This window comes from Streptomyces sp. NBC_00425, from assembly GCF_036030735.1.
GTDB lineage: Bacteria > Actinomycetota > Actinomycetes > Streptomycetales > Streptomycetaceae > Streptomyces.
In genome coordinates, this window is the sequence record NZ_CP107928.1 from 2,324,914 (window position 1) to 2,344,797 (window position 19,884).

The following is a 19,884-nucleotide window of genomic DNA, read 5'->3' on the forward strand; positions in this document are numbered from 1 at the left end:
GACACCCGTCGGCGCCGGTGACGGGGCGTGCGGTGCCGGTGAGCGCGGTGCGGCGCCGGGCGGCCGCGAGGCGCGGGAGGGCGTCCACGCGACGAGGCCCCGCCGGGGTGCGGCCGTTGGCACCACCGCACACCGGCGTGCTGTGATCTCCGCGTACACGTCCACACCGCGGTGACCGCGCGTCCGCGCCGCGGTGACCACGAGGGGGATCCGGCCATGACCGCACACACCACGCTGGCGGCGGAGCGTTTCGAGGCCGACCGGCCGCGGCTGCGCGCCGTCGCCCACCGGATGCTCGGCTCGCTCAGCGAGGCGGACGACGCCGTGCAGGAGACGTGGCTGCGGGCGAGCCGGGCCGACGTCGGCGACGTGGCGAACCTCAGCGGGTGGCTGACCACGGTGGCGGGCCGGGTGTGCCTGAACATGCTGCGCTCCCGCGGGAGGCGGCCGGAGACGCCGCTCGACGCCGAGACCGCCGACGCCGTCGGGTTCGCCGCCGCCCCGGCGGAGGCCGGCGACCCCGAGGAGGAGGCGCTCCTCGCCGACGCGGTCGGGGTGGCGCTCCTCGTCGTCCTGGACACGCTTTCCCCGGCCGAGCGGCTGGCGTTCGTCCTGCACGACCTGTTCTCCGTGCCGTTCGACGACATCGCCCCGCTGATCGAGCGGACACCGGCCGCCACCCGCCAGCTGACCGGGCGGGCCCGCCGCCGCGTCCGGGGCGGCGGTGCTCCCGCCGTCGACCGGGCCAGACAGCGCGAGGTCGTCGACGCCTTCCTCGCCGCCACCCGCGGCGGCGACTTCGAGGCGCTCCTGGCGCTGCTGCACCCCGACGTGGTGCTCACCGCCGACCGTTTCGTGATCCCGACGCCCGGGCCGGTCGCCGTGAGCGGCGCCCGCCCGGTGGCCGAGGGCGCGATGGCGGCGACCGGCCGGGCCCGGTTCACCGGTCCCGCCCTGCTGGACGGCACGGTGGGCCTCGTCATGGCGCCGCACGGAAGGCTGCGGCTCGTGCTCGTCTTCACGTTCGCGGAAGACGGCATCACCGCGATCGACGTCGTGGCGGACCGGGAGCGGCTGGCCGGGATCGAGGTGGCGGTGCCCGACGCCCCGTCGGGCGAGACCGCCGGACTCGACGACTGACGCACGGGCGAGGGGGCGGCCGTGTCCTGCGGCCGCCCCCTCGCGCGGTCAGAACGCCAGGATCAGCGAGGCCGCCGCCGGCGCCGCGTACAGCAGCGGGAACGGCACGTGCGAGAACCAGCGGGCCCGCAGCACGGTGACCGCCGCCCCGAGAAAGTACAGAACGAGGCCGATCGCGGCGGCCACGCCGACCACGGGCACGAACAGTCCGGCCAGCAGACCGACCGCTCCGGCGGCCTTGGCCGCGCCGAGCCACGGCCCCCAGGCGCGCGGCACTCCGTAGTCGGCCAGCGGCTTCACGACCCACTCGGCGCCCAGGAGGACCGAGGCGGCCGAGAAGCCGGCCATGGCTGCGGCGACGGCGGTGACGACGACATAGGCAGTGGACATTTCAACAGCTCCTCTTGGGGGTTTCCGTGTGCTCCTCACCCCCCTGACACCGCCCACGGCGGGGATGTGACAGCACGAGAGGCCGTTGCCATGTGAAGGCGGTCACATGCTCCGGGCGGCCACCAGCCACCTGGACGGCAGCTCGATCCTGGCGCCTTCGTCCGTGAACTCGGTGGTGATGAGGGGCAGTTCGCCCGACGCCAGCACCATGAGCCCGGCGTCCCGCAGATGGACGGGCACCGCGTCGTCGGCGACCTCGCCGGGGGCGATGCCGTGCCGGAAGACGGGCGCGAGCTTCGGCGGCGGACCGGACGGACTCTGCGCCAGCGCGCCGAGGACGGGACGCGCGGCCTCCGACAGCTCGACGAGGAAGACCCGGCCGCGCTCCCCCGCCAGCGCGGCGATGCCGTTCACCAGGGGCTGCCGGTCGGCGGGCTCGCAACTGTGCAGGACGCCCCGCACATAGACGTTGGCGTCCCCGAGTTCGGCGTGCAGCGCCTCGGCCGCGCCCTTCTCGGCCGCGTCCAGCTCCCGGTACCCGGCCCGTTGGGCGGGGTCGGCGCGCCGGGCGTGGTCGAGGGCGGCCGCGGACAGGTCGGCGCCGATCACCCGCGGGAAACGGTCCGCGAAGTACCTGGTCTGGGTGCCGTTGCCGCAGCCGAGGTCCACCAACGCCAGTTCTGCGTCGACGAGATGGGGCTCGAAGAGGGCGAGGTGGAGCGCGGCGGTGACCTTCGGGTCCGCGTCCCAGAACACACCGCCCGGCTCGTCCGGGGCCTCCCGCCAGAAACCCTCCCACGCCTGCCGGTACCGACTCGCCACGCTCATGCCCAACTCCCCTGGGTGCACAGCCGATCCGCCGTGAGCGACGGGCGAGTACGGTCTACCGTCCTGCGGCCGCCGCGACAAGCACGGTGCGCGTTCCTTCACGCCGCGTTCGCGATCCACGATGCGCGGCGCGAGGCGGTGGGGTGTTCAGCGCCGCGGCAGCGCCAGCTCGAACCACACGGACTTGCCCGTGCGCGTACGGCTGGCGCCCCACTCGCGGGCCAGCGTGCTCACCACGCGCAGTCCCCGCCCGACCTCGTCGCCGGGACCGGCGCTCAGCAGGGTGGGCAGCTCGTGATCGTCGTCGTCGACCTCGCACAGCAGGGTGTCGCCGCGGATCAGGCGCACGGCCACGGGTTCGCGCCGGGAGTGCCGTAGGGCGTTGGTGACGAGCTCGCTCACCATCAGCTCGGCGGGGCCGGCCGACTCGCCGAGCCCCCAGTCGTGCAGCTGCTCGCGGACCGCAGCCCGCGCCCGGCCGACCTCCGCCGGGTCCAGGGGGAAGCGCCGTTCGGCGACGTCCCGCGGCGCGATGCCGCCCAGCCGGGCCATCAGCAGGGCGACGTCGTCCTTGCGGCCGCCCCGGGTGTTGAGGGCGCGGATGATGGTGTCGCAGGCGTCGTCCATCGAGGCGGCCGGATGGGCCGCGGACTCGCACAGGGTCGCCAGACCGACGCCGATGTCCTCGCCCCGCATCTCCACGAGCCCGTCGGTGCACATCACCAGCCGGTCGCCCGGCGCCACGGGCACCCGGACCGCCTCGAAGGGCACGCCGCCGACGCCGATGGGCGCGCCGGTGGGGAGTTCGAGGAGTTCGCTGCGGCCGTCGGCGGCGCGCACCAGCACGGGCGGGATGTGACCCGCGTTCGCGAGGTGCAGTTCGCCGGCGATCGGGTCGTACACCGCGTACAGGCAGGTCGCCAGATAGCCGTCGCCCAGCCGCTGGGCCAGGTCGTCGAGGTTGCGCAGCAGTTGCGCGGGCGGCAGGTCCAGGGCGGCCATGGTCTGTACGGCGGTGCGCAACTGACCCATCATGGCGGCCGAGTTGAGGCCGTGGCCCATGACGTCGCCGACGACGAGGGCGGTGCGGGCGCCGTGCAGCTTCACCGAGTCGAACCAGTCGCCGCCGACCCGCCCCAGCAGGGTGCCCGGCAGATAGCGGGTGGCGATGTCACAGCCCGCCATCCGGCGCGGGATGTGCGGCAGCATGCTGTCCTGGAGGGTCTCGGCGACGGACTCCTGGTAGGTGTACATGCGGGCGTTGTCGAGCACGAGGCCCGCGCGGGCGGCGAGTTCGGCGCCGGTGACCCGGTCCATGTCGTTGAACTCGACGCGCTCGGGGTGGCGCAGCAGGATCATGAAACCGAGGACGACGCCTCGGGCCTTCAGCGGGACGACCAGCATGGAGCGGCCGGTGATGAGGGGCCGGATGTCGCGCTTGTCGAACTGCGAGGCGATGGCGTGGCCCAGCTGCTCGCCGATCCGCGGCACGAGGACCGGCTCGCCCGTGGTCATGCACTGGAAGAACGGGGTGTGCGCGGGGAACGGCATGGCCTCGCCGACGGGCACGACGTCGTCCCAGCGGCCGGGTTCGTCCGTGTGCTCGAGGGCGACCCGGTGCCACATGGTGGTCGTGTCCGGCACGCCGTCGGGGAAGCCCTCGCCGGCCACGACCTGTTCGCGCAGATAGGTGCCGGCCACGTCGGTGAAGCGCGGCACCACGGCTCTGCTGACCTCGACGACGGTGCGGGAGAGGTCGAGGGAGGTGCCGATCCGCCCGCTGACCTCGTTGAGGAACTCCAGGCGCTCACGGACGGCGACGTACTCGAGGTCGTCGCCGTCGTCGGCGAGGTGCTCGGGTAAGGGCAGTCCCTCGGCGGCGGCGCGGGCGGCGTGCTCGCGCCGCTCCCTGCGCTCGACGCGCCGGGCCACGCCCCAGTCGGGGGTCACGGGCACCCGGTCGTTGTGGCTGAACTCCAGTACGGGATAGCCGAGTTCGAGGATCTGACCGACGATGCGGGCACTCTCGCCGACGCTCATGCTGGGCAGGATCTCGGGCAGCCGGCGGGCGAGTTCCTGCGCGCCGGGGAAGTCGGTGTGCACGGCGAAGCCGGGCGCGACGCGTTCCACGGCCAGGGCGTCCGCCGGTTCCTCCTGGCGCAGGGCCGTCGCGTCGGCGGCCAGCACCAGCAGCCGTTCCGTCCCCGGTCCGACCAGCGGGTAGGCCCACCAGAGCACGTCGACGCGGTCCCGCTCCGGCACGGTCAGCCGGGCCCGGCCGGCCGCCGGGTAGCCGAGTCCGCGGTCCAGGGAGGAGTCCAGTCCGGGCCCGAGGCCGTCGTAGGCGCCGTACTCGCTGTAGGCGCCGCCCGGGAAGTCGTCGTAGGGGAGGTCGTCGTCGGGTTCGGGGAGCGCGCCGGCGACGGGCAGCAGATCGATCGCCGGACGGCCGATCGCCTCGTCCTTGCCGACGCCGAAGAGCCGGCGTGCGCCGGTGCTCCAGTGGGAGACGAGACCCTCGCGGTCCACCACGACCACGGCCAGCGGGACGCGCCCGGCGTCGACGGGCGGGTCGCTCTTCGCCCACGCGGGCGCACGCCCCGCGCGGTCCGCCGCCTCACCGCCGGCTCCGCGGCTGAAAGGCGCGTCCCTCTCGGCGCCACGGTCCATGGCCCAGGCCCTCTCTCCCCAGAGCTGTGCAAGATCTGTCCCGCAGCACCACCGTACGGCCACGCCGGTGGGCATGTGCGGCAATGACGGAATTGGTTTCCCCCGGGCACGCCGGGGTACACCGCAGGTCGCACGGCCGATGGGGGCGGGTCTCGGTCCTCGTGGCCGAGCCGCGGATCACGTCTCCCGGCGGCCGCCGCCGGCCGCCGGGAGAGGGGTGGCGGGGCGGGTCAGCGGCGGCGTCGACCGCGCACGCGCCGCAGGAGAGGCCGGCGAGGCGGAAACGAGCCGTCGCCCCGCGTGGTGAGCGTGTCCACGACGTTCCCGGCCGCGCGTCCGGCAGGGTCACGCGCCCGCTCCCCTCGTCGCGCCTGCCGCACGGTCGCCGCGTGGAGCGACGACCACGGACAGACGCGACCGGTCACGGCGCCGTCCCGGTCACGGGGGAGAACCACGCGAACCGGCGACCGTCGTCACCGTGCAGGGGGCGCACGCGTGCCGGGCTACTTCTCGACCTCTGCGGCGAGGTTGGCGAGGATCGCGTCGTAGATGCGGCCGAGGCCCTTGGGGGCGAAGGTCCGCTCGAAGAAGCCGCCGATGCCGCCGGCGCCGTCCCAGGTGGTGGTGACCACGACGCGGGACCTGCCCTCGCCGGCCGGGGTGACGCGCCAGACGGTGACCATCGAGGAGTTGCGGTCCTTCTCGACGAGTTCGCCGTCGGTCGGTTCGGCGACCTCCAGGAGGCAGTCGCGCACGCGCTTGCTGGTGGCCTGGAGCTTCCAGTGCACGAGGGTGCCCTCGCCGTCGCCGCCCTCGCGGACCTCGTACTCGCTGAAGTGCTCGGGCAGCAGCTTCGCGCGCGTGCCGCTGTAGTCGGCGATCGTGTCGAACACCTTCTCCGGGTCTGCCGCGACGACCCGCTCGGTGGTGGCCTCGACCTGCGCCATGGGGTTCCTCCAGGTCCGTGTTGCTCAAGGGTGCTCAGGGTTCCTCGACTTCGGGGCAAGCCAACCACCCCGGTCCTCGGCCGCCCAAATCGGGGGTCCGGCAGCGATCGCGGGGCGATCGAAAAGGACCGCCGAACGCCCCTCGCACGATCATGGGAACACATGTTCTATTGTGGGGGCAGTGCTACCGAGGAGGCGTCATGCGCTGGGAGAACCTCACTGCGGAAACCCGTCACGACCGGCCGGCCGACGCCGCGCTGTTCGGGGCGGACGCGGTCACGACCAGGACGTTCGACACGCCCGAGTTCGCCGGCATCACCTTCCACGAGATCCGGGCCCGCTCGATCCTCAACCGGGTGCCGGGCGCCTCCCGGATGCCCTTCGAGTGGACGGTGAACCCCTACCGGGGCTGCACCCACGCGTGCGTGTACTGCTTCGCCCGCAAGACGCACGGCTATCTCGACCTCGACTCCGGGATCGACTTCGACACCCAGATCGTCGTCAAGGTCAACGCTCCGGAGCTGCTGCGCCGTCAGCTGGCCTCGCCCCGCTGGCAGGGCGAGCACGTGGCGATGGGCACGAACGTCGACTGTTACCAGCGCGCGGAGGGCCGCTACCGGCTGATGCCGGGCATCCTCGCCGCCCTGCGCGACCGGGCGAACCCCTACTCGATCCTGACCAAGGGCACCCTGATCCTGCGCGACCTGGACCTGCTCCGGCAGTCCGCCGAGGTCACCGAGGTCGGCGTCTCGGTCTCGGTCGGCTTCACCGACACCGAGCTGTGGCGCACGGTCGAGCCGGGCACACCGGCGCCGGGACGGCGTCTGGACGTGGTGCGCACCCTCACCGAGCACGGCATCGGCTGCGGAGTGCTGATGGCGCCCGTGATCCCGTTCCTCAGCGACGAACCGGCCCAACTGCGCGCCACCGTGCGCGCGATCGCCGCCTCCGGGGCCACCTCCGTCACCCCGCTCGCCCTGCATCTGCGCCCCGGCGCCCGCGAGTGGTTCATGGCCTGGCTCGGGCAGCACCACCCCCACCTGGTGCGCCGCTACGAACGGCTGTACGCGGACGGCGCCTACGCCCCGAAGTGGTACCAGCGGCGGATCACCCGCCAGGTCCACGAGCTGGCCGAGGAGTACGGGATCGGACCCACGCGCGCGGGGATGCCCCGACGGATCCCGCAGCCCGCACCGGCCGAGGAGCCCACCGGGCCGGGCCCCACCCAACTGACCCTGATCTGAGCGCGTTCGAGCGCATCCGGCGACCCGAACGGGTGGGCCGACGCCGGAACAGGTTCACCGAGGCGGACTTTCCGGGACGATCCGGCAGGGGCCGTGACCTGCGCGGTCCGACCACCTCCGTCCTGGGAGCACTCCATGAACCCACGCGCAGCCGCGCTGTGCGCCGCCGTCGCCGTCGTGGCCGCGACCCTCACGGCCGCGCCCGCCGGCGCGAGCCCGTCGCACCCCTCTGCGTCCGCGCCGGCGGCGAAGCTCGCCTGGAAGGGCTGCGCCACCACCGACCAGCCCCGGCTCCAGTGCGCCTCGCTGCAGGTGCCGCTCGACCACGCACGGCCCGGCGGGAAACAGATCACCCTGGCGCTGTCCCGCGTCCCGCACACCGCGAAGACGTACCAGGGGCCGCTGCTGGTCAACCCGGGCGGCCCCGGCGGCCGAGGACTGAGCCTCGCCGGATTCGTCGCCTCGGCGCTGCCGAAGGCGGTGTCGGCGCAGTACGACGTCATCGGCTTCGACCCGCGCGGGGTGGGCAGGAGCACGCCGGCGCTGAACTGCCGACCGGGCCACTTCGCCCCCGTCCGGCCGGACTCGGTGCCGCTCACCGAGGCGATCGAGCAGGCCAACCTGACGCGCGCCCGGTCCTTCGCCGAGGCCTGCGCCGCGAAGTACGCCGACGTCCTGCCGTACATCGACACACTCGGCGCGGTACAGGACATGGACGCGATCCGCGCGGCGGTGGGCGCGCCGCAGCTGAACTACTTCGGCTACTCGTACGGCACCTACCTCGGCGCGGTGTACGCCAGGCTGTACCCGGAGCGGGTGCGGCGGCTGGTCCTGGACTCGATCGTGGACCCCACCGGCGTCTGGTACGAGGACAACCTCACGCAGGACCTCGCCTTCAACGACCGCCATCGCGCCCTGATGGCCTGGATCGCCAGGCACGACACGACCTACCGGCTGGGCTCCGACCCCGCCGAGGTCGAGACGAAGTGGTACGCGATGCGGGCGGCCCTCGGGAAGAAGCCGGCCGACGGCACGGTCGGCGCCTCGGAGCTGGAGGACACCTTCCTGCCCGGCGGCTACTACAACGGCTACTGGCCGCACCTGGCCGAGGCGTTCGCCGCCTACGCGAACGGCGGGAAGACCGGGCCGCTGGTCAAGGCGTACAAGAACCTCGCGGCGGTCGACAGCGCCGGGGACAACGGCTACAGCGTCTACACCTCGGTGCAGTGCCGTGACGCCTCCTGGCCGGGCGACTGGGACCGGTGGCGCTCGGACAACTGGTCGGCGTACGCCAAGGCGCCCTTCATGACGTGGAACAACGCCTGGTACAACGCCCCGTGCGCGTTCTGGCCGACCCGGGCGCGCGGCCCGGTGAACGTGACCAACGGCTCACTGCCGCCGGTCCTGCTGTTCCAGGCGACGGACGACGCGGCCACCCCGTTCGAGGGCGGCGCGACGGTCCACGCGCTGCTGCGCGGCTCCAGCCTGGTGGTCGAGGACGGCGGTCAGAACCACGGCATCACGCTGAGCGGCAACGCCTGCCTGGACAAGCACCTCGCGGCGTACCTGACCGACGGCACGGTGCCGCGCGGGAGCGGCGAGGCCGACGCGGTCTGCGCGGCGCAGCCCGACCCCGAGCCGCTGGGCTCGAAGGTCACGCAGTCCTCGGCCCGCGGCTCCACCCTGCACGGGCTGCTGGGCTTCCGCGGCTGAGCGGTCCGCCCGACCCGTCGGGGGCGTCGTCCGACCCGTGGTCCACCATGGACGCATGAGCGAACCGATGCGGACGCCCGCCCCCGACGCGGCCCTCTTCCCGGTCGCCGTACGGGACATGGGGGCCGGCGACATCGACCGGGTCTCCGAGATCCGGGTGCGCGGCTGGCAGAGCGCCTACCGGGGGCTGCTCCCCGACTCCCACCTGGACGGGCTGAGCGTCACCGAGGACGCCGGGCAGCGCCGCGCCCTCTTCGCGCGGAGCGGCCCCGCGGTGGTGAACCTGGTCGCCGAACAGGGCGGAGCGGTGGTCGGCTGGGCCGCCCACGGCCCCTGCCGCGACGGCGAAGTGCGCACGGCCGACGCGGAGTTGTACGCGATCTACGTGCACCCGGAACACCTCGGCAGGGGCGTCGGGCGCGCCCTGCTCCAGGAGTCGGTACGACGGGCCGGCGCCCTCGGGCACCCCCGTATGTACCTCTGGGTGCTCAAGGGGAACGTCGCGGCCCGCCGCTTCTACGAGCGCGCGGGGTTCGGGGCGGACGGCGCCGAGGAGGCCTTCGAGGTGGACGGGGTCGCGGCGCCCGAGGTGCGCTACCGCGCGGACCTCCCGGCCGGCCCCGGCCGCGGCTGACCCGCCCGCGCCGCCGGATCCCGCCGCGTCCGGTTCCGTGTGCTCACCGCTGCCGGGGGATCCGCGCCAGCGCGTGCACGGCCGCCTCCGCGAGGACCGGGTGGGCGAGCGCGTCGTTCAGCACCGGCCGGGCGCGGCCGTCGCCCAGGGCGCCGAGCCCCTCCACACAGGCGAGCGCCACCCGCCGGTGGGGGTCGTGCGGCCGCAGCCGCCGCCGCAGCGTCGTGATCAGCGCGGGCACGGACTCGGGCGCGCGCAGTTCCACCAGCAGCCGAACGGGCTGCAGGGCGTAGGCCACCCGCAGTTCGTTGGTGGCCAGGGCGGCGGCGGCGCGGGCGGTGCGCGGGTCGTCGAGGCGGGCCAGCGCACGGGCGGCGGAGGCGCAGCGCGGCGGGTCCCGGTGGTTGAGCAGCAGGACGAGCGCCTCGAAGGCGCGACGGTCCCCGGCCACCCCCAGCCGGAACGCGGCCAGTTCGCGGGCCCACAGCGGCTGTCCCGGCTCGGTGAGCACCCCCGCCAGCGCGTCGCGGTCGGCGGTGGCGGTGAGCCGCTCGTAGAGTGCCGTGCCTCCCGACTCCCGCCGTAAGCGCTCCGTGAGCGATCGCAACTCTTCGTCCATGCCGCTGAGCCTAGGTGTTCGTCCCGGAAGGGAGGTGCATCACAGCCAAAGGGCTGGCGCGCTCGTTACCCACCGGTTAAGCTCATTCGAGCGAGTCACCCACTCGCAGTACCTCCTCGTGGCGGCCTGGTGACGCAGTCGCCGCGAGACGTCGGTTCGGTACCGCGTGTACCGCTGTACGACCCGGCCACGGGACAGGGCCGGTCGGAACTCTCGTTCGTCATGGGGCGTGTGCACGCCCGCGCTGACGACACCGGGCGTGTGCGCATGCAGCCCGGCACCACACCCGCACTCCTTTTCTCCGCACCCGGTGCGCCCGGCCTCCTCGAGGTCCCGGCGCACCGGGGGGCGTTCCCAGTCGTCACCTCATTCCTGGAGTCCCGCGATGGCCGCTCCCCTGTCCGACACCCCTCTGTCCCCGCTCCAGACGATCGCCGTCATCGGCCTCGGCACCATGGGCTCCGGCATCGCCGAGGTCCTGGCCACGGCCGGCCGCGACGTGATCGGCGTCGACATCAGCGAGGCCCAGACCGCGCGTGCCGTCGCCGCGCTGGAGTCCTCCACCGCCCGCTCCGTGCAGCGTGGGCGGCTCACCGAGCAGCAGCGCACGGACGTCCTGGCCCGGGTCCGCGTCTCCACCGACCTGCGCGCCGCGGCCGACGCCGACCTCGTGATCGAGGTGGCGCCGGAGTCGTACGAGGTCAAGCAGCAGATCTTCCGCGAGCTGGACGGGATCGTGCGTCCCGGGACCATCCTCGCCACCGGCACCAACGCGCTCTCCGTGACCCGCCTGGCCGCCGACTCGGCCCACCCGGAGCGGGTGCTGGGCCTGCACTTCTTCAACCCGGCGCCGGCCATGAAGCTCGTCGAGGTCGTCTCCTCGGTGCTGACCGCCCCGGCCGCCGTCAGCGCCGTCACCGACCTCGCGCTCGACCTGGGCAAGGAGCCCGTCGCGGTCGGCGACCGTCCCGGCTTCGTCGCCGACGGGCTGCTGTTCGGCTACCTCAACCAGGCCGCCGCGATGTACGAGGCCCGGTACGCCTCCCGCGAGGACATCGACGCGGCGATGCGGCTGGGCTGCGGCCTGCCGATGGGCCCGCTGGCCCTGCTGGACCTGATCGGCGTCGACACCGCCCGTACGGTCCTGGAGGCCATGTACGCCGAGTCCCACGACCGTCTGCACGCCCCCGCGCCGATCCTGGGGCAGCTCAGCGAGGCCGGCCTGACGGGCCGTAAGTCGGGCCGCGGCTTCTACACCTACGAGGCCCCGGGCAGCGCGACGGTCGTCCCGGACGCGCTGACGCCGCTGTCGGGCGGGGACGGGGCCGTGGGCCGTACGGTCGCCTCGGTCGGCGTCGCCGGCTCCGGCACCATGGCCTCCGGCATCGCCGAGGTCTTCGCCAAGGCCGGTTACGACGTCGTCCTCGCCGCCCGCAGCGAGGAGAAGGCGCAGACCGCCAAGGCGCGGATCGGCAAGTCGCTGTCTCGCTCCGTCGACAAGGGCCGGCTGACCGCCGAGGCCGCCGCCCAGATCCTGGGCCGGATCACCCCGGCCGGCTCCTACGACGCGTTCGCCGACGTCGACCTGGCGCTGGAGGCGGTCGCCGAGGACCTCGAGGTCAAGCAGCAGCTCTTCGCGACGCTGGACAAGGTGTGCAAGCCCGGCGCGGTCCTCGCCACGACGACCTCCTCGCTGCCGGTCGTCGCCTGCGCCCGCGCCACCTCGCGCCCGCAGGACGTGATCGGGATGCACTTCTTCAACCCGGCGCCCGCGATGAAGCTGGTCGAGGTCGTGCGCACGGTGCTGACGGCCGAGGACGTCCACGCGACGGTCCGCGAGGTGTGCGCGCGGATCAAGAAGCACGCCGTCGACTGCGGCGACCGCGCGGGCTTCATCGTGAACGCGCTGCTCTTCCCGTACCTCAACAACGCGATCAAGATGGTGCAGGAGCACTACGCGACCCTGGACGACATCGACGCCGCGATGAAGCTGGGCGGCGGCTACCCGATGGGGCCCTTCGAACTGCTGGACGTGGTCGGTCTCGACGTCTCCCTGGCCATCGAGAAGGTCCTGCACCGCGAGTTCCGCGACCCGGGACTGGCCCCGGCGCCGCTGCTGGAGCACCTGGTGGCCGCGGGCTGCCTCGGCCGCAAGACCGGCCGCGGCTTCCGCGAATATGCCCGCCGCTGACGGCGCCGGCGACCGGTCGCAGGCGACGGAGGACTGGGGCGGCCTGCTCGAGCCGGCGGGCCCGCCCCCGTTCGCCGAGGGCGGCGGGAACCCCGGACACGCGCACCGAGCTGCGCACATGCAGTACGTTCGGGTCATGTCCCAGCCCGCCAGGTCCTCACGTACACCAGCCACGCCCGACGCGCCGGAGAGCGCCGCAGGCAGCCGCGCGGCCGCCCAGCGGCTCAAGATGCGCCGAGAACTGGCGGCTGCGGCCATGGAGCTGTTCTCGACCAAGGGGTACGAGGCGACCACCGTCGACGAGATCGCCGCGGCGGCCGGCGTCGCCCGCCGCACCTTCTTCCGTCACTTCCGCTCGAAGGAAGAGGCGATCTTCCCCGACCACGACGACACCCTGATCCGGGCGGAGGCCGTGCTGAACGCGGCCCCCGCGCACGAGCATCCGCTGGACACGGTGTGCCGGGGCATCAAGGAGGTCATGCGGATGTACGCGGCGCGGCCGGAGATCTCGGTCGCCCGCTACCAGCTCACGCGCGAGGTGCCCACCCTGCGCGAGGCCGAGATCGCGTCGGTGGCCCGCTACGAGCGGCTGTTCACCCGCTATCTCCTCGGCCACTTCGACGAGCACGCGCACGACGACGACGCCAACGACGACCCGTTGCTCGCCGAGGTCGCGGCCTCCGCGGTGGTCACCGCCCACAACCACGTCCTGCGGCGCTGGCTGCGGGCCGGCGGCCAGGGAGACGTCGAGAGCCAGCTCGACCACGCCTTCGCGATCGTGCGCAAGACGTTCGGGACGGGCATCGGAGCCGGCCGCGGCAGCGCCGGCGCCCCGCAGCCGGTCGCGGCGGCGGTCTCCTCCGCCCAGGGCGAGGTGCTGGTCACCGTCGCCCGGACCGACGCCTCGCTGGACGAGGTCATGCGCACCATCGAGCAGGCGCTCAAGGAGCGCTGAGAGGCCTCCGCGGTCCCCTTCGCGCTGTGATGACGGCCACCCCTCGGGGTGGCCGTTTTGGCATGTCAGAGCACCTTTTCGCGCGGAATTCCATCCCCGTTCGATCGATCATCGCTCATTTGTTACGTAAAGATTTCAGCCGAGAGGAAGTTCTGGCACTCAGTGCCTTGCGAGGTGACACGCGGTGTCATACGTTGAAGGTGTCCGGGCGGCCGGCGTGCAGAGACCACACGTACGCCGGCTGTCCCCGCAACCCCATGGATTGCGCGCCCGGACGCCTGCGTCACAGGCAACCTCCCGCGCCACAAAGCGCTGCCGAACCACACCCGCCGAACCGACGGCACTTCCCCGAACCCTCAGCAGCACCGACGCAAACCCCAGCGCCCCTCCCTCAGGGCGCTCACCGCCGGAGGCAACACCGTGACCATGAACAAGATCCTGGACGCGATCCAGTCGCCGGAGTCCACGCCGGACGACTTCGCCGCTCTGCCGCTCCCCGAGTCCTACCGCGCGATCACCGTGCACAAGGACGAGACGGAGATGTTCGCGGGCCTGGAGACCCGCGACAAGGACCCGCGCAAGTCGATCCACCTGGACGAGGTGGCCCTGCCCGAGCTCGGACCGGGCGAGGCCCTGGTGGCCGTCATGGCCTCCTCGGTCAACTACAACTCCGTGTGGACCTCGATCTTCGAGCCGGTCTCCACGTTCTCCTTCCTGGAGCGCTACGGCCGCCTCAGCGAGCTCACCAAGCGGCACGACCTGCCGTACCACGTCATCGGCTCCGACCTCGCGGGCGTCGTGCTGCGCACCGGCCCGGGCGTCAACGCCTGGAGGCCGGGCGACGAGGTCGTCGCGCACTGCCTCTCCGTCGAGCTGGAGTCCTCGGACGGCCACAACGACACGATGCTCGACCCCGAGCAGCGCATCTGGGGCTTCGAGACCAACTTCGGCGGGCTGGCGGAGATCGCCCTGGTCAAGTCCAACCAGCTGATGCCGAAGCCGGACCACCTGTCGTGGGAGGAGGCGGCGGCCCCCGGCCTCGTCAACTCCACCGCCTACCGGCAGCTGGTCTCCCGCAACGGCGCCGGCATGAAGCAGGGCGACAACGTCCTGATCTGGGGCGCCAGCGGCGGACTGGGCAGCTACGCCACGCAGTTCGCGCTGGCCGGCGGCGCCAACCCGATCTGCGTCGTCTCCTCACCGCAGAAGGCGGAGATCTGCCGGGCCATGGGCGCCGAGGCGATCATCGACCGCACCGCCGAGGACTACCGGTTCTGGAAGGACGAGAACACCCAGGACCCCAAGGAGTGGAAGCGCTTCGGCAAGCGCATCCGCGAGCTGACCGGCGGCGAGGACATCGACATCGTCTTCGAGCACCCGGGACGCGAGACCTTCGGCGCCTCCGTCTACGTCACCCGCAAGGGCGGCACCATCACCACCTGTGCCTCGACCTCGGGCTACATGCACCAGTACGACAACCGCTACCTGTGGATGTCCCTGAAGCGGATCATCGGCTCGCACTTCGCCAACTACCGCGAGGCCTGGGAGGCCAACCGGCTGGTCGCGAAGGGCAAGATCCACCCGACGCTGTCGAAGGTCTACTCCCTGGAGGAGACCGGGCAGGCCGCCTACGACGTGCACCGCAACCTCCACCAGGGCAAGGTCGGCGTCCTCGCGCTGGCGCCCGAGGAGGGGCTGGGCGTGCGCGACGAGGCCAAGCGCGCCCAGCACATCGACGCCATCAACCGCTTCCGCAACATCTGAGACACCCGGGGTCATAGATGACTGAGCGTCAGCCCGCCGCAGGTCAGCGGGAGAAGGACCGGCCGTGGCTCATGCGCACGTACGCCGGTCACTCCACGGCCGAGGCGTCCAACGAGCTGTACCGGCGCAACCTCGCCAAGGGTCAGACGGGTCTGTCGGTCGCGTTCGACCTGCCCACCCAGACCGGCTACGACTCCGACCACATCCTCGCCCGCGGCGAGGTCGGCCGGGTCGGCGTGCCGGTGGCCCATCTCGGCGACATGCGCAGGCTGTTCCAGGACATCCCCCTGGAGCAGATGAACACCTCGATGACGATCAACGCCACCGCCATGTGGCTGCTGGCGCTCTACCAGGTCGTCGCCGAGGAGCAGGGCGCGGACGTCACCCGGCTCCAGGGCACGACCCAGAACGACATCGTCAAGGAGTACCTGTCCCGGGGGACGCACGTCTTCCCGCCGGGGCCGAGCCTGCGCCTGACGACGGACATGATCGCGTACACGGTCTCCCACATGCCGAAGTGGAACCCCATCAACATCTGCAGCTACCACCTGCAGGAGGCCGGGGCCACGCCGGTGCAGGAGATCGCGTACGCGATGTCCACGGCTATCGCCGTGCTGGACGCCGTCCGCGACTCCGGGCAGGTGCCGGCCGACAGGTTCGGCGACGTCGTCGCCCGTATCTCCTTCTTCGTGAACGCGGGCGTCCGCTTCATCGAGGAGATGTGCAAGATGCGCGCCTTCGGCCGCATCTGGGACCAGGTCACCCGCGATCGCTACGGCATCGAGAACCCCAAGCAGCGCCGCTTCCGCTACGGCGTCCAGGTCAACTCCCTGGGCCTGACGGAGGCGCAGCCGGAGAACAACGTCCAGCGGATCGTGCTGGAGATGCTCGCCGTGACGCTGTCGAAGGACGCACGCGCGCGTGCCGTGCAGCTGCCGGCCTGGAACGAGGCCCTGGGTCTCCCCCGGCCCTGGGACCAGCAGTGGAGCCTGCGCATCCAGCAGGTCCTCGCCCTGGAGAGCGACCTGCTGGAGTACGAGGACATCTTCGCGGGCTCGCACGTCGTCGAGGCGAAGGTCACCGAGCTGGTCGAGGCGTCCCTCGCGGAGATCGAGCGGATCCAGGAGATGGGCGGCGCGATGGCCGCCGTCGAGTCGGGCTACCTCAAGTCGCAGCTGGTCTCCTCGCACGCGGAGCGGCGCGCCCGCATCGAGTCGGGCGAGGACAAGATCATCGGCGTCAACGTCTTCGAGACGACCGAGCCCAACCCGCTGACCGCCGATCTCGACACCGCGATCCAGACGGTCGACCCGGCGGTCGAGGCCCGTGTCATCTCCTCCCTGGAGAACTGGCGCGACACGCGGTACCAGCCGCCCTTCAACCACCCGCGTCCGTGCAAGGCGCTGGAGAAGCTGAAGGAGGCCGCGAAGGGCACCGCCAACCTCATGGAGGCGACCCTGGAGTGCGCTCGCGCCGGCGTCACGACCGGCGAGTGGGCGGGGGCGCTGCGCGAGGTGTTCGGCGAGTTCCGCGCGCCGACCGGCGTGTCCTCGGCGCCGGTGGCGGTCCCGGCGGAGGAGGGCTCGGCCATGGCCGACGTCCGCCGCAGGGTCGACCTGACCGCGAAGGACATGGGCGTCGGCAAGCTGCGCTTCCTGGTCGGCAAGCCGGGCCTGGACGGGCACTCCAACGGCGCCGAGCAGATCGCCGTGCGGGCCCGCGACGCCGGCTTCGAGGTGGTCTACCAGGGCATCCGGCTGACGCCCGAGCAGATCGTGGACGCGGCGCTCGAGGAGGACGTGCACGCCGTGGGCCTGTCCATCCTCTCCGGATCGCACGCCCAACTGGTGCCGGACGTCCTCGAACGGCTGCGTGTGGCCGGTGCCACAGACATCCCGGTGATCGCCGGTGGCATCATCCCGAATGGCGACGCCGAGCTGCTCAGGGCTGCGGGCGTGGCCGCGGTCTTCACCCCGAAGGACTTCGACATCACCGGAATCATCGGCCGCATCGTCGACGAGATCCGCAAAGCGAACAAGCTCGACCCCCTGGAGGTCCCCGCATGACCGTCAACCGTCTGCGTCCGCGCCGCTCGTGTCTCGCGGTCCCGGGCAGCAACCCCCGCTTCCTGGAGAAGGCGCAGGGTCTGCCGGCGGACCAGGTCTTCCTCGACCTCGAGGACGCGTGCGCGCCGCTCGCCAAGCCCGAGGCGCGCCACACCATCGTCAAGTTCCTCAACGAGGGCGACTGGACCGGCAAGACCAGGGTCGTGCGCGTCAACGACTGGACGACCGAGTGGACGTACCGCGACGTCGTGACCGTGGTCGAGGGGGCCGGGCCCAACCTCGACTGCATCATGCTGCCGAAGGTGCAGAACGCCCAGCAGATCGTCGCCCTCGACCTGCTGCTGACGCAGATCGAGAAGACCATGGGCTTCGAGGTCGGCCGTATCGGCATCGAGGCGCAGATCGAGAACGCCCAGGGCCTGAACAACGTCAACGAGATCGCGCAGGCCTCCTCGCGCGTCGAGACCATCATCTTCGGCCCGGCCGACTTCATGGCGTCCATCAACATGAAGTCGCTGGTCGTGGGCGAGCAGCCGCCCGGCTACCCGGCGGACGCCTACCACTACATCCTGATGAAGATCCTGATGGCGGCCCGCGCCAACGACCTCCAGGCGATCGACGGCCCCTACCTGCAGATCCGCAACGTGGAGGGCTACCGCGAGGTCGCGGGTCGCGCCGCGGCCCTCGGCTTCGACGGCAAGTGGGTGCTGCACCCCGGCCAGGTCGAGGCGTCCAACGAGATCTTCTCGCCGTCGCAGGAGGACTTCGACCACGCCGAGCTGATCCTGGACGCGTACGACTACTACACGTCCGAGGCGGGCGGCAAGAAGGGCTCGGCGATGCTCGGCGACGAGATGATCGACGAGGCCAGCCGCAAGATGGCGCTGGTCATCTCCGGCAAGGGCCGTGCGGCCGGCATGCAGCGCACCGGCAAGTTCGAGATCCCGGAGGGCTGAGCGCCATGCAGTTCGGACGCACCTACGAGGAGTTCGAGGTCGGGGCGACGTACAAGCACTGGCCGGGCAAGACGGTCACCGAGTACGACGACCACCTGTTCTGTCTCCTCACCATGAACCACCACCCGCTCCACATGGACACGAACTACGCCGAGAAGACGACCGACTTCGGCAAGAACGTGGTCGTGGGCAACTACATCTACTCGCTGCTGCTCGGCATGTCCGTGCCCGACGTCTCCGGCAAGGCGATCGCCAACCTGGAGATCGAGTCGCTGCGGCACGTGGCGCCGACCTTCCACGGCGACACGCTGTACGGCCAGACGACCGTGCTGGACAAGTGGCCGTCGAAGTCGAAGGACGACCGCGGCATCGTCCACGTCGAGACCAAGGGCTACAAGCAGGACGGCACGCTGGTCTGCGTGTTCCGCCGCAAGGTGATGGTGCCGACCGAGACGTACATCAAGGAGCGCGGCGGCGAGCAGCCCGGCCGCCCCGAGCTCAGGGAGCAGGAGAAGTAGCCATGGCGCGACTCGCCCAGACCGCCGGTCTGACCGACATCCAGCAGGAGATCCTCTCCACCGTCCGCGACTTCGTGGACAAGGAGATCATCCCGGTGGCCACCGAGCTGGAGCACCGCGACGAGTACCCGCAAGCGATCGTCGACGGCCTCAAGGAGTTGGGCCTGTTCGGTCTGATGATCCCCGAGGAGTACGGCGGTCTGGGCGAGTCGCTCCTCACCTACGCCCTGTGCGTCGAGGAGATCGCCCGCGGCTGGATGTCGGTCTCCGGCATCATCAACACCCACTTCATCGTGGCGTACATGCTCAAGCAGCACGGCACGCAGGAGCAGAAGGACCACTACCTGCCGCGCATGGCGGCCGGCGACGTCCGGGGCGCGTTCTCGATGTCGGAGCCGGGTCTCGGCTCGGACGTGTCGGCGATCACGTCGAAGGCGGTGAAGGACGGTGAGGAGTACGTCCTCAACGGCCAGAAGATGTGGCTGACGAACGGCGGAACGTCGTCCCTGGTGGCCGTTCTCGTGCGAAGTGACGAAGGACACCCCGAGGGGACGGCCCCCCACAAGTCGATGACCACCTTCCTCATCGAGAAGGAGCCCGGCTTCGGGGAGGTCCGCCCCGGCCTGACCATCCCGGGGAAGATCGACAAGATGGGCTACAAGGGGGTCGACACCACCGAGCTCATCATGGACGGCCTGCGGCTTTCCCCCGACAGCGTGCTCGGCGGGGCCACCGGCCGAGGTTTTTACCAAATGATGGACGGCGTCGAGGTGGGTCGCGTGAACGTCGCGGCGCGTGGCTGCGGCGTCGCTCAGCGTGCCTTCGAGCTGGGCGTCCGGTACGCCCAGCAGCGCCACACCTTCGGCAAGCCGATCGCCCAGCACCAGGCCATCCAGTTCAAGCTGGCCGAGATGGCTACCAAGGTCGAGGCCGCGCATGCGATGATGGTGAACGCCGCACGCAAAAAGGACTCCGGAGAACGAAACGACCTCGAGGCAGGGATGGCGAAGTACCTCGCCTCCGAGTACTGCAAGGAGGTCGTGGAGGACTCCTTCCGGATCCACGGTGGCTACGGCTTCTCCAAGGAGTACGAGATCGAGCGCCTCTACCGCGAGGCCCCGATGTTGCTGATCGGTGAAGGCACCGCCGAAATCCAGAAAATGATCATCGGGCGCCGGTTGCTCGAGGAGTATCGGTTCCAGGGCTGATTGTCCGGGTTGGGGGTGTTTTCTTCGAGAAGAAGATCACA

The 19,884-nt window shown here is 71.7% G+C and carries 16 protein-coding genes; 11 read left to right on the top strand and 5 right to left on the bottom strand.

What is annotated here, in order from left to right; translation table 11 throughout:
* The first annotated feature begins 216 nt into the window (after positions 1-216).
* Positions 217-1,140: a sigma-70 family RNA polymerase sigma factor gene (locus OHS82_RS09730; protein WP_328433700.1), complete on the top strand. Its 924-nt coding sequence runs from the start codon at positions 217-219 to the stop codon at positions 1,138-1,140.
* 48 nt (positions 1,141-1,188) lie between these two features.
* On the opposite strand, the gene OHS82_RS09735 is transcribed toward OHS82_RS09730, so the two are convergent.
* From OHS82_RS09735 to OHS82_RS09750, 4 genes are all read right to left on the bottom strand, one after another.
* Positions 1,189-1,530, bottom strand: coding sequence for a DoxX family protein (locus OHS82_RS09735; protein WP_328433701.1), 342 nt, complete (start codon positions 1,528-1,530; stop codon positions 1,189-1,191).
* 102 nt (positions 1,531-1,632) lie between these two features.
* Complete coding sequence (locus OHS82_RS09740; protein WP_057582219.1) at positions 1,633-2,358, bottom strand: class I SAM-dependent methyltransferase; 726 nt, start codon at positions 2,356-2,358, stop codon at positions 1,633-1,635.
* A 147-nt stretch (positions 2,359-2,505) separates the two neighbouring features.
* Positions 2,506-5,028, bottom strand: a complete 2,523-nt coding sequence (locus OHS82_RS09745) for an ATP-binding SpoIIE family protein phosphatase (RefSeq protein WP_057582221.1) — start codon at positions 5,026-5,028, stop codon at positions 2,506-2,508.
* Positions 5,029-5,531: 503 nt separating this feature from the next.
* Positions 5,532-5,975 carry an SRPBCC family protein gene (locus OHS82_RS09750; RefSeq protein WP_057582223.1) on the bottom strand — a complete coding sequence of 148 codons (444 nt, stop codon included), beginning with the start codon at positions 5,973-5,975 and terminating at the stop codon, positions 5,532-5,534.
* A 200-nt stretch (positions 5,976-6,175) separates the two neighbouring features.
* On the opposite strand from OHS82_RS09750, the gene OHS82_RS09755 reads away from it, so the two are divergent.
* The 3 genes from OHS82_RS09755 (at position 6,176) to OHS82_RS09765 (ending at position 9,566) form a co-directional block, all read left to right on the top strand.
* The gene (locus OHS82_RS09755; protein ID WP_057582225.1) at positions 6,176-7,219 is read left to right on the top strand and encodes an Rv2578c family radical SAM protein; all 1,044 of its coding nucleotides are present in this window, start codon (positions 6,176-6,178) and stop codon (positions 7,217-7,219) included.
* A gap of 135 nt (positions 7,220-7,354) precedes the next feature.
* Positions 7,355-8,932, top strand: a complete 1,578-nt coding sequence (locus OHS82_RS09760; RefSeq protein ID WP_057582226.1) for an alpha/beta hydrolase — start codon at positions 7,355-7,357, stop codon at positions 8,930-8,932.
* A 55-nt stretch (positions 8,933-8,987) separates the two neighbouring features.
* Entirely contained in the window at positions 8,988-9,566 is a 579-nt protein-coding gene (locus OHS82_RS09765) for a GNAT family N-acetyltransferase (RefSeq protein ID WP_328433702.1), read from the top strand.
* Between the two features lie 43 nt (positions 9,567-9,609).
* Here the strand turns inward: OHS82_RS09765 and OHS82_RS09770 are convergent, their stop codons facing one another.
* On the bottom strand, positions 9,610-10,185 hold the full coding sequence (locus tag OHS82_RS09770) for an adenylosuccinate lyase (protein ID WP_057582228.1): 576 nt from the start codon (positions 10,183-10,185) through the stop codon (positions 9,610-9,612).
* Between the two features lie 385 nt (positions 10,186-10,570).
* Between OHS82_RS09770 and OHS82_RS09775 the strand changes: the two genes are divergently transcribed.
* The 7 genes from OHS82_RS09775 to OHS82_RS09805 all read left to right on the top strand — a co-directional run bounded on the left by OHS82_RS09775 (position 10,571) and on the right by OHS82_RS09805 (position 19,843).
* Positions 10,571-12,376, top strand: a complete 1,806-nt coding sequence (locus OHS82_RS09775) for a 3-hydroxyacyl-CoA dehydrogenase family protein (protein ID WP_328433703.1) — start codon at positions 10,571-10,573, stop codon at positions 12,374-12,376.
* 136 nt (positions 12,377-12,512) lie between these two features.
* On the top strand, positions 12,513-13,331 hold the full coding sequence (locus OHS82_RS09780; protein ID WP_057582271.1) for a TetR family transcriptional regulator: 819 nt from the start codon (positions 12,513-12,515) through the stop codon (positions 13,329-13,331).
* A 426-nt stretch (positions 13,332-13,757) separates the two neighbouring features.
* On the top strand, positions 13,758-15,095 hold the full coding sequence (gene ccrA / locus OHS82_RS09785) for a crotonyl-CoA carboxylase/reductase (protein WP_057582272.1): 1,338 nt from the start codon (positions 13,758-13,760) through the stop codon (positions 15,093-15,095).
* A gap of 17 nt (positions 15,096-15,112) precedes the next feature.
* Complete coding sequence (locus tag OHS82_RS09790) at positions 15,113-17,161, top strand: protein meaA (RefSeq protein ID WP_328433704.1); 2,049 nt, start codon at positions 15,113-15,115, stop codon at positions 17,159-17,161.
* Positions 17,158-18,117: an HpcH/HpaI aldolase/citrate lyase family protein gene (locus OHS82_RS09795; protein WP_057582231.1), complete on the top strand. Its 960-nt coding sequence runs from the start codon at positions 17,158-17,160 to the stop codon at positions 18,115-18,117. Before OHS82_RS09790 ends, OHS82_RS09795 begins: the two co-directional genes overlap by 4 nt.
* Before the next feature lie 5 nt (positions 18,118-18,122).
* The gene (locus OHS82_RS09800; RefSeq protein WP_057582232.1) at positions 18,123-18,635 is read left to right on the top strand and encodes a MaoC family dehydratase; all 513 of its coding nucleotides are present in this window, start codon (positions 18,123-18,125) and stop codon (positions 18,633-18,635) included.
* Positions 18,636-18,637: 2 nt separating this feature from the next.
* On the top strand, positions 18,638-19,843 hold the full coding sequence (locus OHS82_RS09805) for an acyl-CoA dehydrogenase family protein (RefSeq protein WP_057582233.1): 1,206 nt from the start codon (positions 18,638-18,640) through the stop codon (positions 19,841-19,843).
* Positions 19,844-19,884 lie beyond the last annotated feature (41 nt).